Annotated in this window: 13 protein-coding genes; 7 read left to right on the forward strand and 6 right to left on the reverse strand. The window is 66.8% G+C overall.

What is annotated here, in order from left to right; genetic code table 11:
- Nucleotides 1–61: 61 nt before the first annotated feature.
- A complete protein-coding gene (locus tag ABZX86_RS04815) occupies nucleotides 62–802 on the reverse strand; it encodes an alpha/beta hydrolase (protein WP_355120099.1) in 741 nt (246 codons plus the stop codon).
- 201 nt (nucleotides 803–1,003) lie between these two features.
- Between ABZX86_RS04815 and ABZX86_RS04820 the strand changes: the two genes are divergently transcribed.
- Both ABZX86_RS04820 and ABZX86_RS04825 read left to right on the forward strand, forming a co-directional pair.
- Entirely contained in the window at nucleotides 1,004–1,237 is a 234-nt protein-coding gene (locus ABZX86_RS04820) for a hypothetical protein (RefSeq protein ID WP_355120101.1), read from the forward strand.
- A gap of 123 nt (nucleotides 1,238–1,360) precedes the next feature.
- Complete coding sequence (locus ABZX86_RS04825) at nucleotides 1,361–2,155, forward strand: hypothetical protein (protein WP_355120103.1); 795 nt, start codon at nucleotides 1,361–1,363, stop codon at nucleotides 2,153–2,155.
- Here the strand turns inward: ABZX86_RS04825 and ABZX86_RS04830 are convergent.
- A complete protein-coding gene (locus tag ABZX86_RS04830; protein WP_355120105.1) occupies nucleotides 2,149–3,192 on the reverse strand; it encodes an Lrp/AsnC family transcriptional regulator in 1,044 nt (347 codons plus the stop codon). The two genes, ABZX86_RS04825 and ABZX86_RS04830, sit on opposite strands and share 7 nt — an antisense overlap.
- A gap of 105 nt (nucleotides 3,193–3,297) precedes the next feature.
- Here ABZX86_RS04830 and ABZX86_RS04835 point away from each other — a divergent pair, with 105 nt between their 5' ends.
- Nucleotides 3,298–4,458 (forward strand): alpha-hydroxy-acid oxidizing protein, encoded by a 1,161-nt coding sequence (locus ABZX86_RS04835; RefSeq protein ID WP_355120107.1) that lies wholly within the window; start codon nucleotides 3,298–3,300, stop codon nucleotides 4,456–4,458.
- A 42-nt stretch (nucleotides 4,459–4,500) separates the two neighbouring features.
- On the opposite strand, the gene ABZX86_RS04840 is transcribed toward ABZX86_RS04835, so the two are convergent.
- Complete coding sequence (locus tag ABZX86_RS04840) at nucleotides 4,501–5,400, reverse strand: AraC family transcriptional regulator (protein ID WP_355120109.1); 900 nt, start codon at nucleotides 5,398–5,400, stop codon at nucleotides 4,501–4,503.
- Nucleotides 5,401–5,473: 73 nt separating this feature from the next.
- Between ABZX86_RS04840 and ABZX86_RS04845 the strand changes: the two genes are divergently transcribed.
- A complete protein-coding gene (locus ABZX86_RS04845) occupies nucleotides 5,474–6,145 on the forward strand; it encodes a class I SAM-dependent methyltransferase (RefSeq protein ID WP_355120111.1) in 672 nt (223 codons plus the stop codon).
- A gap of 50 nt (nucleotides 6,146–6,195) precedes the next feature.
- Here ABZX86_RS04845 and ABZX86_RS04850 read toward each other — a convergent pair whose 3' ends face one another.
- Nucleotides 6,196–6,465, reverse strand: coding sequence for a hypothetical protein (locus tag ABZX86_RS04850; RefSeq protein ID WP_355120113.1), 270 nt, complete (start codon nucleotides 6,463–6,465; stop codon nucleotides 6,196–6,198).
- A gap of 78 nt (nucleotides 6,466–6,543) precedes the next feature.
- A complete protein-coding gene (locus ABZX86_RS04855) occupies nucleotides 6,544–7,527 on the reverse strand; it encodes an alpha/beta hydrolase (RefSeq protein WP_355120115.1) in 984 nt (327 codons plus the stop codon).
- A gap of 54 nt (nucleotides 7,528–7,581) precedes the next feature.
- Between ABZX86_RS04855 and ABZX86_RS04860 the strand changes: the two genes are divergently transcribed.
- Genes ABZX86_RS04860 through fadD8 form a run of 3 tightly spaced genes read left to right on the forward strand, consistent with a single transcriptional unit; the run spans nucleotide 7,582 to nucleotide 11,308 of the window.
- Nucleotides 7,582–8,430, forward strand: coding sequence for an SDR family NAD(P)-dependent oxidoreductase (locus ABZX86_RS04860; protein WP_355120117.1), 849 nt, complete (start codon nucleotides 7,582–7,584; stop codon nucleotides 8,428–8,430).
- Nucleotides 8,431–8,472: 42 nt separating this feature from the next.
- Nucleotides 8,473–9,666: a Nonspecific lipid-transfer protein gene (locus tag ABZX86_RS04865; protein WP_355120119.1), complete on the forward strand. Its 1,194-nt coding sequence runs from the start codon at nucleotides 8,473–8,475 to the stop codon at nucleotides 9,664–9,666.
- A gap of 34 nt (nucleotides 9,667–9,700) precedes the next feature.
- Complete coding sequence (gene fadD8, locus ABZX86_RS04870) at nucleotides 9,701–11,308, forward strand: fatty-acid--CoA ligase FadD8 (RefSeq protein ID WP_355120121.1); 1,608 nt, start codon at nucleotides 9,701–9,703, stop codon at nucleotides 11,306–11,308.
- Here the strand turns inward: fadD8 and ABZX86_RS04875 are convergent, their stop codons facing one another.
- Nucleotides 11,309–11,995 carry a DUF1361 domain-containing protein gene (locus tag ABZX86_RS04875; protein ID WP_355120123.1) on the reverse strand — a complete coding sequence of 229 codons (687 nt, stop codon included), beginning with the start codon at nucleotides 11,993–11,995 and terminating at the stop codon, nucleotides 11,309–11,311.
- Nucleotides 11,996–12,180 lie beyond the last annotated feature (185 nt).

Raw genomic sequence — 12,180 nt, forward strand, 5'->3', positions numbered from 1 at the left:
AGACAATAAAGCATCCGCGACCGAGGTCTGCCGGTGCCGTGCGGTCCGCACGACCACCGGATCACCGGGACTCGCCCTCGCAGTGCGAGAGGAATTTCTCCAGCTCATCGGTGAAACCCGGTGCAGCCGGGACGAAGTGGCCGGCTCCGGGTGCGATGAGCCGCTGTGCTCCGAGTTCTTCGGCGAGTGCGTCGCAGATCCGTTCCAGGGCAGCGGAATGCGCGCCGGAGGCGACCAGCGCCGGAACTCCGGCCGCCCGCAATGCCGCGAGATTCGGCCGGGCCTGCCCAGGCAGACGCCCGCCGTGCGCACGGAGCACGGCGGCCACGACCGCGTCCGGGAGCCGCCCGGCATCGATACCGGGTGACCCGGTGAGAGCGAGGAACTCACGCAGCACATCGGGATCGGCCTCGAGACCGTTGAGGAGGACCTCGTCCCCCAGTTCTCGCAATCGAGCCACGTCGGGGTCCCCTGGAACAAGGAAATACAGCGGCGGTTCGATCAGCGTCAGCGAACGCACACTCTGCGGCTGTTCAGCGGCGGCCAGCAGTGTTCCGACCACCCCGTAGGAATGCGCGACCACATGGGGACGACTCTCCCGGAACACCGCACCGAGATCCTCCGCATCGACCACAAAGTCCTGCCGCCCATCCACTCCCGGCGGACTCGGCTCGAACCCACGCCGATAGACCATCAGCAGCGTCCACCGCGCCGCCAGTGGTTCCAGCCCCGCCCACGTGGACCTCGGACCGGCCCCGCCGTGCACCAGCACTACTTCGGGCCCATCTCCGGACCTACGCACCGTGAGAGCATCCACGCCACTATTGTCAGCCGATTTCAGCCCTCCGACTCGCAACAGTGGGATTTACCTCGAGTGATTTCCACCTCGAATCCCTTCCCCGCCCATGCGTTCCCCCACTGCGCGGTAGGTGCGACTACGGCAATCGGTAATGCGAACTCACCGTGCGGCGATCTGCCCACGAGACTTCATTCAAGGAGGGCCATGGCCACCGAAACTCCAGTGCCGGAACGACGCTGGCGGGTGCGCTGGTTCCTGATCGCCCGTCTCATTGCCGGCGCCCTCGCCGCACTGGTCCTGATCGTGGCCGCGGTATCGGCCCTCTTCGTCCAATCGGATCCCTCGGGCACCGATTCGCCCGCGGTTCCGCTACTGCCGGTCTCCGTGCCGCTGCACTCGAAATGGCTCGACAGTTCACCGCCTTCGCCACCCACCTGAGTTGCGTGCGAACCGCATGAGGTCCCGCGTGATCAGGTAGTTCACTACTCGCGATTGCTGCCACCGGCGGGCCTAACGTTGCTGGTGGGCGCCGAAAAGGTTGGCGCGTGGATGGAGTTGATCATGATCGACATCATTACCTTGCGCGGGACCGGGGAGCTGCGCAATTCCGATGGGACTCCGGCGGGAATGCTGCAGGATGTCACCAAGCTGTTGGATCCGGCGAGGTTCAGTTGGTTCGAGCCGGACTGGCCGGCGTCGATCGGGCCGGATCCGAATACCTGGGGGCCGTCGCTGGACACCTCGGTGCGACTGGGGGTGGCGGCGGGGGTGCAGGCGCTCCAGGATTCGCCGAATGTCTGTGGGCTGCTGAGCTATTCACTCGGCGGGATTGTCGCGAGCACCATTCTCGAGGGGGTGCGGGCGGGGCAGTTCACCAATGTCGACGGCTCACCGCTGGAGATCGCGTTCGTGGTGAATATCGCCAATCCGATGCGGCGGTCCGGGCAATCGGTGGGAGGTCTCTGCCCGGCGGGCACCTACGGCCTGCACCGGCGGCGCAAGGCCTGGCCGACCGATGTCGACGTCTTCGAATACGCCAATCCCAACGACATCATCACCGCCTCGGCCGCCGATTCGCCGCTGCGGCTCATCGATGCCGGGATCTCGCCGTTCTCACTGGTGGAAGGCGCCCGGATCGGCAATCTGACGCCACTGCTGTTCCATGAGCTGCTGGATTTCCTCCTGCTGGACCCGGTGTCGAATCTGGACCGGTACACGGCCGCCGTGCGCGGTCTGCTCGGATATCTCACGCCGTGGCCCGATGGCGAGCACGTCCGATACTCCGGCCACACCATGCCCGGCACCAACGTGCTGTGGACAACACACGCCGCTGAGTACCTCAACGCCAACTACTGATCGGCGGAGGAGATATCCCGCCAGATATCGGGCGGGACAACGGCTTTCGATCGTCCGTGCTGATCGAGGATACGGCCGAGCAGCTTCTCGTGGCGCAGCGTGATGCTGCGCTCGGTGATGGCGAGCTCGGGATGCATGGTGGCGAGCTGGTTTTCGAATCGCGTGACTTCCGCGACCGAATGCAGCCCGGCCTGCACCACCAGATTGTGCGTGCCGCTCACGGCGGCGCAATTGCGGGTCTGCGGCAGCCGGATGAGCGCGTATCCGATCTCGGGCAGCACGGCGGTGGGCGCCGTCGCCCAGAAGGTCACCGCGACCGGCCAGCCGCCGAGCGGGCGCGCGAAATCGCAGCGAAAACTCAGCAGGCCGAGCCGGGTCAGCTCGTCGATCCGGCGTTTGACGGTGGAGCTGCTGATCCCCAGCGCGGTGGCGATCGCCCGGTGAGAAGCCCGGCCGTCGCCGTACAGCTGATCGATCATCGCCCGGTCCAGCTCGGTCACCTGCCGCCGTCCCCGCGGGTCGGCGGCGGGAGCAACGGGTGTTCGCAGCTGATCGCGCTGCTGCGGAGCCAGCGCGTCGATGCGCCAGCTGCCACCCTCGGCGAACCAGTGCGTGACGATCCGAGTCCGCACCGCGACGACATTCGGGACGGCCGGGAGCACATCCAGGGTGTACCGGCCCATCTGATCGAAGTCGCGGGTCGCCACGGTGGCGAAGATCCGATTGCTGCCGCCGGAGCGTTCGAGGGTGAGCATGTGGGGATGACCGGCGAGCACGGTGACCACCTCTGCGGTCGAGCCCGCCGCGCAATCGATATCGACGTACGCGGCACAGACCAGATCGAACAGCGCGGGCCCCGGCGAGACGCACACCCACGCTTCGCCGCGCTCGTCCACGCGCTGCCAGCGACGGGCGACGGTCACCGGATCGATGCCGAGCACCTGCCCCAGCTCGGTCCAGGAGGCGCGGGGCCGCAATTGCAGGGCATGGATCAGCGCGAGATCCTCTTCGCTCAGCGCTCTGACATCATCCTGCACTTGTACTGGTCTCCGTGACTGAATACTGCGTTTCGAACGGTTCCAACGCTCAGTCTCGCACAATAATCAGGTACCCCGGCAGGTTCGGAAACTGGAGATGACGTCATGGCATTCGGTGACTTTCAGAACGAGATCTACTTCAACGGGCTGCGCGGCGTGGTGCCCGCGCTCCCGGTGAGCTTCGCCGAACTGGAAGAGCGGGCACGCGCGGCCATGCCGCCGTCGGTGTGGTCGTATGTGGCCGGCGGCGCCGGCGATGAGCGCACCCAGCGCGCCAATGTGACGGCCTTCGACCACTGGGGGCTGATCCCCCGCATGTTCGTCGGCGCGGCACAGCGCGAGCTGTCCATCGATCTGTTCGGAATGACCCTGCCCGCACCGGTTTTCATGGCTCCGATCGGCGTGATCGGCCTGTGCACCCAGGATGGGCACGGCGATCTCGCGACCGCTCGGGCCGCGGCACGTACCGGAATTCCCATGGTGGCATCCACGCTCATGGTCGATCCGCTGGAGGACGTGGCAGCCGAATTCGGTGATACGCCAGGCTTTTTCCAGCTCTACACCCCGACCGACCGTGATCTCGCCGCCAGCCTGGTCGAACGCGCCGAGCGCGCCGGATACCAGGGCATTGTCGTCACTCTCGACACCTGGGTGACCGGATGGCGCCCGCGCGATCTGTCCACCGGCAATTTCCCGCAGCTGCGCGGGCACTGCCTGGCCAACTACTTCAGCGACCCGGTCTTCCGCGCGAGCCTGGCCCAATCACCGGAACAGGACCCGCAATCGGCGATCCTGAAATGGATCCAGGTCTTCGGCAATCCCCTCACCTGGGAAGACCTTCCGTGGTTGCGCTCGCTGACCAAGCTGCCGCTGATCGTCAAGGGTATCTGCCACCCCGATGACGTCCGCCGCGCCCGCGACGGCGGCGTGGACGGCATCTACTGCTCCAATCACGGTGGCCGCCAAGCCAATGGCGGCATCCCCGCGCTCGATATGCTCCCGGACGTGGTCGCCGCGGCCGAGGGGCTCCCGGTCCTGTTCGACTCCGGCATTCGCAGCGGCGCCGACATCATCAAGGCCCTGGCGCACGGCGCCACCGCGGTGGGCATCGGCCGCCCCTACGCCTACGGCCTCACTCTCGGCGGCACCGACGGCATCGTCCACGTCCTGCGGTCGCTGCTGGCCGAAGCCGATTTGATCATGGCGGTCGACGGCTACCCGACGCTGAAAGACCTGACGCCGCAAAGCCTTCGCCCGGTCGCCTGAACGACAGCGCGTATCCGCAGACCTGGAACGGTGTAGCGCGCGCTATGCCACGTCACTGCGCGTACGCCAGATGCGCGGGGTCATATCGTGTTCGCGGCGGAACATGCGGGTGAAGTACCCGGGGTCGAGAATGCCTACGCGGCGGGCGATGTCGTTGATCGGCAGGTCGGTGTCGGTGAGCAGGCGGCGGGCCTCGGACATGCGGCGGGCGAGGATCCAGTCCTGGACGGTGCGCCCGGTGCGGCGGCGGACCAGGGTGGTGAGGTAGGCGGGGGTCATGCCGATCGTGGCCGCGACGTCGCGCAGTGAGAGTTGCTCGGCGAAGCGATCTTCGATGACGGTGAAGACCCCGGCGAGCACGGATTCATTGCTGCGCTGCAGGTCTCCCACCACATCTACGGCCAGCCGGGCGATGTCCACCAGGAGCAGGGTGAGGTGGGCCGCGGCGGCCTGGCGGTATCCCGTTCGACTGGCGGACAATTCGTCCTCGATGGCGGCGATCGTGTTCTCCCACACCGGTTGCCGTTCCGCAGGCACGTACAGCCGCAGCAACCCGCTCGGGGTGCCGTGCAGAAAGGGAAACAGCAGCGGGTGCGCTCGCCAGGCCGGCCAGGGCGCACGGGTGTCATCGCCGAGCGCCGCCGGATCGAAGAGCACTCCGGCCGCGCTGTCCATGGTGACCGCCCGGCCGTCCACCACCGCGCCCGGTGCGACCACGTAAACGTCTCCGGTCCGCGCCAGGCCCGGATGCTGCTGCTCGCCCGGCGTGCCGCGGTCCACATAGAGCAGCACCGGAAAGTCGTGGATGTGCGGCGTGCCGTACCCCGGTCGCCCGTCGTGGGCGAATCGCATGACCGAAATCGGCGGTACAGCGGGATCGGACGAGTAGCGGTACACCGGCACGCCCGCTTCGTACCGGATGGTGTGCGGACGTTCGGACATGAACCAAAGATAATCCTAGTTCTGCCGATGATCCATCAATTGCTCAGCCAGCTCGGTGCACATCATGGAATACATGACGAAAGATACTCCCCTCCACCAGGCCATGGGCAACCGTCACGACTACCTCCCCGCCGCTGGCCGTGATGTCATGCTGCCGTTCTACGACCTGCTCACCCGCCTGCTCGGAGCCCGCAGGGTGCACCGGTCACTCATCCGGCAGGCCGACCTCGCACCCGATACCCGAATCCTCGAAATCGGCTGTGGTACCGGCACACTCACCGTTGCCGCGAAGGATGCCCAACCACGGGCCGACGTCATCGGCACCGATCCCGATCCACTCGCCCTGGCTCGCGCCGAGCGCAAGATCCATGGCCGCACAGGAATTCGATTCGAACGCGCATACGCGCAAGATCTGCCGTTCCCCGACAGCAGCTTCGATTACGTATTTTCCTCATTCATGCTGCATCACCTCGACCCCGAGCTGAAGCCCGCGCTCGCGGCCGAGGTGCTGCGGGTACTCCGCCCCGGCGGGCGACTGCATCTGGCCGATGTCGGCGGAAACATCTCCGCCGCAGACGGATACGCATCCCGCCGCATGCTGAAGAATCCACACGCGAGCGGCAACCTCGGTGACGGCATTCCCCGGCTCCTGCGCGCCGCCGGATTCGACTGCGAGGAAGTGGATTCCGGCGTCTACCGCCATGTCGGACGAGTCACCTTCTACCGCGCGACCCGGCCCGCGTAATCCGCTGCCGACAGCCGAGATCCGGCCTGGCAGGCCGGATCTCGGTGATATCAGAAGCTGCCGGTCTCCGGCAGCTGTTCGGTCCATCCGCCCCATTCCGGATGGCAAGCCGGACGCCAGTACTCGTGGTCACGATCGCAGTGCACCCAATGCCAGTAGCCATCGTGGACGTACTGGAGGTTCGGCGCGGATACGGCCGTCCCGTCCGCCGGCGCTTCCGCCGATGCGGCGCCCGCCGCCATGACCATCGGAACCGCCGCGACCGTCAACGCCAAGGCCACTCGAATCCCGGAACGGTGTGCTCTCGCTTGTAGTTTCATGCCACCATCACAGCCCGAAGGGTGGCCCGTCGAAAAGACGTCGGGCCAGTCCTTCAGACGATCTTCAGATGATGCGGATCAGGCAGAAGTCGAGACGGTCAGGTCCAAACTCTTCAGGGCACTGATGAGGAACCCGTTGACGGCATCGGCACGTTCGAGCTGAACCAGGTGGCCCGCCTTGGGTATTTCGACCACCTCGCGCAGGTCGACCACATTGGCGCGCAATGTCGCCAGCGGGTCGCGGCCGCTGAAACCCTCCATATCCGGGTCGTTCTCGCCGTAGAGGAAGAAGGTCGGGACGGTGACCTTGGCGTCGGCGTAGGCCTCGGTGAGCTCCCAGTTGCGGTCGAGGCTGCGGTACCAGTTGAGCCCGCCGGTGAACCCGGTGCGCTCGAAATCCGCTACCAGCGTGTCGAATTCGGCTTCCGAGAGCCATGACCACGGCATGGGCGGCGCTTCCGGAAGCACGTCGAGGTAGCCCAGGCCCGGCGGGTTCTTCCAGGTGTCGAGGTAGTGGTAGTCACCGCTGAGCGAGTAGTACACCCGGGCCAGAAATCCGCGCGGGTCGGCGGCCAGTTCGGCATCGGCGACACCGGGCTCCTGGAAGTACGCCAGATGCAGGAAGTGCCGATCCGCCGCCTTGGTCCAGAACGCTGACGGCGGACGCGGCGGACGCGGGCTGAACGGATTGTTCAGGACCGCCACCGCCGCCACCCGGTCCGGATGCCGCAGCGACAGCTCCCACACCAGTTGCGCACCGAAGTCCAGGCCGACGAAGACGGCCCGCTGCTCGCCGATATCGTCCAGCAGCGCCAGCAGATCGCCGATGACGGCCTCGTTCGTGTACGACTCCAGCCCGGCGGGCGCGTCGGTGCGCCCGTAGCCGCGCAGGTCCGGGGCCAGTGCGCGATATCCGGCGGCCGCGACCGCTTCCAGCTGGTTGTGCCACATGAACCAGGTGTGCGGGAACCCGTGGCAGAAGATGACCGGATACCCCTCACCCTGCTCCGCCACGTGCATACGGATGTCTCCGGTATCCACGATCCGATGCGTCAGCTCCACTGCTGCCTCCAATTTCTAGAACACGTTCCTATTTAAAGGTAGTGTCCAGAGGTCGTGAGCGAAATACCCAAGATTCTCGCCGGAACGGTCGCCGTGGTGACCGGAGCCAGCCGCGGTATCGGCAAGGGCATTGCCCTGGAGCTGGGCGCGGCGGGCGCAACCGTCTATGTCACCGGACGCACCACCACCGCCGGACACCTGCCGGGCACGGTGGCGGGCACCGCCGCCGAGATCGATGCGCTCGGCGGCACCGGAGTCGCGGTGGTCTGCGACCACAAGGACGACAGTGCGGTCGAAAAGCTCTTCGCGCAGGTGCGCGCGGAGCACGGCCGCCTGGATGTACTGGTGAACAATGTCTACAACTCCCCCGCCGCCGCCCGCTGGCTGGGCCGCAAGTTCTGGGAGGTGCCGCCCAAGGCGTGGGACGAGACCTTCGATATCGGCGTTCGATCGCACTATGTGGCAAGCGTTTTCGCGGCGCCGCTGATCATCGAATCCGGTGGGCTCATCGTCAATGTGTCCTCCCCCGGCGCGACCCGGTACATGCACAATGCCGTCTACGGCGTCGGCAAGACCGCGCTGGATCGGCTCACCGCCGATATGGCGCACGACCTCGCCGATACCGAGGCGACGGCGATCTCGCTGTGGCCCGGCATCGTCAATACCGAACTGCTGCAGATGGTTCCGGCCGATGCGCAGGGCCGCCGCCTGGTCACCCTGCCCGGCGAGGGCACCTTCGATCTCGATACCGCGGAATCCCCCCGCTTCCCGGGCCGGGCCGTCGTGGCACTGGCCGCCGATCCGAAGCGCAAGGCGCGCAGCGGTAAAGCCTGGAAGGTCGCCGACCTCGCCGGGGAATACGGGTTCACCGATATCGACGGCCGCGTCCCGCGCGCCGACTGACCAGCACCACAGTTGTTTCCGCAGAACAGGAGTACAGGAAGAATGCGTCGCGTTTTCGTCGTCGGTGTCAATATGACCCCGTTCGTCAAGATCGGTTCCCGCGAGTGGACCTACCCGCAGATGGTCGCCGAGGCCGTCAACGGCGCACTCGGCGATGCCGGAATCACCTACGACCAGGTGCAGCGCGCCGCTGCCGGCTACGTCTTCCAGCCGTCTGCCGCCGGGCAGCGCGCCCTGTACGAGGTGGGTCTCACCGGCATTCCGATCGTCAATGTGAACAACAACTGCGCCACCGGGTCCACCGCGCTCATGCTGGCCCGCGAATGGGTCAGCAGCGGCATTGTGGACATCGCCCTGGCCGTCGGCTTCGAGCAGATGACCAAGGAGTCCATGGCGGGCCCGGCCACCCGGCCCAAGGCCACCACCGTGGATCACCACCTGGCCGTCATGCGCGAGCAGTACGACTTCAGCCAGGCGCCCATTACCACGCAGTTCTTCGGCAATGCGGCCATCGAGCATATGAAGCGCTACGGCACCACGCCCGAGCAGCTGGCCGCGGTCGCGGTGAAGAACCACGAGCACTCCACGCGGAATCCGCTGGCGCAGTTCCAGGATGCGTACACGCTGGAGCAGGTACTCGGTGACAAGCCGGTGCACGGACCGCTGACCCGCTCGCAATGCTCGCCCATGTCCGACGGCGCGGCCGCCGCGGTCGTGGTCAGCGAGGAGTACGTGCGGGCGCACGGGCTCGAGGATCAGGCCATCGAGATTCTGGCGCAGGAACTGGCCACCGATGACGGCAACTCCTTCTCGACCGGCTCCATGATCGATGTCGTGGGCGCGCCCATGACCCGCGCGGCCGCCTCGAAGGTGTTCGCCACCGCCGGAATCGGGGTCACGGACGTCGATGTGATCGAGCTGCACGACTGCTTCACCATCAACGAGCTCATCACCTACGAGGCCCTGGGCCTGTGTGGTGAGGGCGAATCCGGTGCGCTGGTCGAATCCGGCGCCACCACCTATGGCGGCACCTGGGTGGTGAACCCGTCCGGCGGGCTCATCTCCAAGGGCCACCCGCTCGGCGCCACCGGCCTGGCGCAGGCCACCGAATTGTCCTGGCAGCTGCGCGGACTCGCGGGCGAACGCCAGGTGCCCGACGCGCGCACCGCGCTCGCCCACAATCTGGGCCTGGGCGGCGCGGTCGTCGTCACCCTGTACGGCGCACACACGCTATAACCGCTGACAAGAACCGCTCGAAGTGGAGAAGGCTATGACCACAATCGATCCCGACACCCATCTGCGGCTGCCACTGCACAATGGCCATCTGCTGGTGTCCGGACTGCGCCGGCACAAGAACCGGCCGGTGCTGACCCTCGGTGGCAATGTGCTCACCGGCGGTGAGGTGCTCGATGCGATGAGCCGCTATATCGCGGCCTTCGCCGAGTACGGCCTGGTGCAGGGCAGTCCCGTCGGCATCCTCGCGCTGAACCGGCCGGAGGTGCTCTTCACCATCGGTGCGGGCCAGATCTCCGGGCAGCGGCGCACCGCGCTGCATCCGATCGGCGGCGTCGACGATCACGCGTATGTGCTTGCGGACGCGGGTATTACGACGCTCATCCTGGATCCGGTTCCGGCGTTCGTGCAGCGGGCGCGGGAGCTGGTGGATCGGGTGGAGAGCCTGACCCGCGTGCTGGTGCTCGGGCCCGTGCCCGAGGCGCTGGCCGATGTGGGCGTCGATCTGCTCGCCACCGCCGACAAGTACGAGCCGCAGCCGGTGCAGGCGGTGGATCTGCTGCCCGAGGACGTCATCTCGATCAGCTATACCGGCGGGACCACCGGCAAGCCCAAGGGTGTGGTCGGCACCGCGCGCACCATGACGAGCATGACGCAGATTCAGCTGTCGGAGTGGGAATGGCCCAAGCGGCCGAAATTCCTTATCTGCACACCGCTTTCGCATGCGGGTGCGGCATTCTTCCTGCCGGTCGTGCTGCTCGGCGGGCAGTGCGTCGTGGTGCCGCGCTTCGATGCCGGTGAAGTGCTGAAGGCCATCGAGGAGCACAAGATCAGCGCCACCATGCTGGTGCCGTCGATGCTCTACGCGCTGCTGGATCACCCGGATTCGGCGACCCGCGATCTGTCGTCGCTGGAGACCGTCTACTACGGCGCCTCCGCCATCGACCCGAATCGCCTGCAGGAGGCCATCGATCGCTTCGGGCCGATCTTCGCGCAGTACTTCGGGCAGTCCGAAGCGCCCATGGCCATCAGCTATCTGGGCAAGGAGGAGCACGACAAGGAGCGGCTCACCTCGTGCGGGCGGCCCTCCACCGCGGTGCGGGTGGCGCTGCTCGACGGTGAGGACAATCCGGTCGCGCCCGGTGAGGTCGGCGAAATCTGTGTCTCCGGACCGCTGCTCGCGGCCGGCTACCTGAATCTGCCCGAGGTCACCGCGGAAACCTTCCACAACGGCTGGCTGCGCACCGGTGATCTGGCTCGCGAGGACGAGGACGGTTTCCTCTTCATCGTCGGCCGCAGCAAGGACATGGTGGTCACCGGTGGGTTCAATGTGTTCCCGCGGGAGGTGGAAGACGTTGTCTCCGAGCATCCCCGGGTGCTCGAGGTCGCGGTGGTCGGCGTGCCGGACGCGCACTGGGGCGAGGCTGTGACCGCGCTGCTGGTCCTCGATCCGGAGACGGCCGCCGATGCCGCCGCCGTCGAGATCGTGACCGCGGAGATTCAGGCGGCGGTCAAGCAGCGCAAGGGTTCCGTGCAGGTGCCCAAGCATGTGCTGCTGATCGACAAGCTCCCCCTCACCGGCCTCGGCAAGCCGGACAAGAAGGCGATCCGCATTCTCGCGGCGGAGCGCCTCGGCCTCGCCTGATCACACCTGATCGGGGCTCGGCGGTGCGAGGCGCAGACTTCGCACCAGCCGGGCGCCGCGGCGCGCGCTCGCCACTCCGGCCTCGGCCACCGCGCGAGTCACGAAGTGGCCCAGGGCCGTTGCCACGAAGACCGCGGCAATCAGGATCGGGGCCCACTCCCAGGTGAGGGCCAGCACCATGCGCTCGAAGGTGCCGCGCGGCTCGACCACCGGCTCCCAGCTGTTGAGGCGTACCCAGCGGCCCAGGAAAACGCCTACGGCACACAGCAGATGGACCGTCAGGATGACCGGGGCCCGCCAGGCCTTCAGGCCGATGCGCTCCAGGAAACCGCGCAGCTCCGCCAGCACCAGGTAGTAGGCCAGAAATCCCGAGACGATGAAGACGCCGTACACCGGCAATACCGTGGAGACCACCGGACCGTCGCCGATGGCGCGCACATCATCGCGCAAATGCACCAAATCGGTTACCACATAGGGTGCGTTCGGCAGGAACAGCATCAGCAGCGCAACCCCCGCCCACCACACCGGGGACACCGGTAGCCGCCGCCCGAACTGCGGGTCGGAACGGAAAACCAAGAGCGCGAGCGCAACCGGAATCCAAGCGAGAACGCTGTTCCACACCATCCAGAAGAAGTCCCGGTGAAGCACCCCCGCGAGGCTCGGCGCCACCGTATTCACCAAGTCCATCTGTCCATGATGCCCACAGGACGGTGGTGACGGGGTCCCGATTGGGCAACCCGTTGCAAACAATCGGCGATATTCGCACCGCCCGGTTACCCGGTATGCGGAAACCGGGCTCCGGGTGAGCACACCCAGCACAAGTCGCCGGGGGGGGCCGGGGGGGGGGGCCCGGGGGCGTTGGTTGGGGGGGT

The sequence above is a fragment of the Nocardia sp. NPDC006630 genome, from assembly GCF_040611495.1.
GTDB lineage: Bacteria > Actinomycetota > Actinomycetes > Mycobacteriales > Mycobacteriaceae > Nocardia.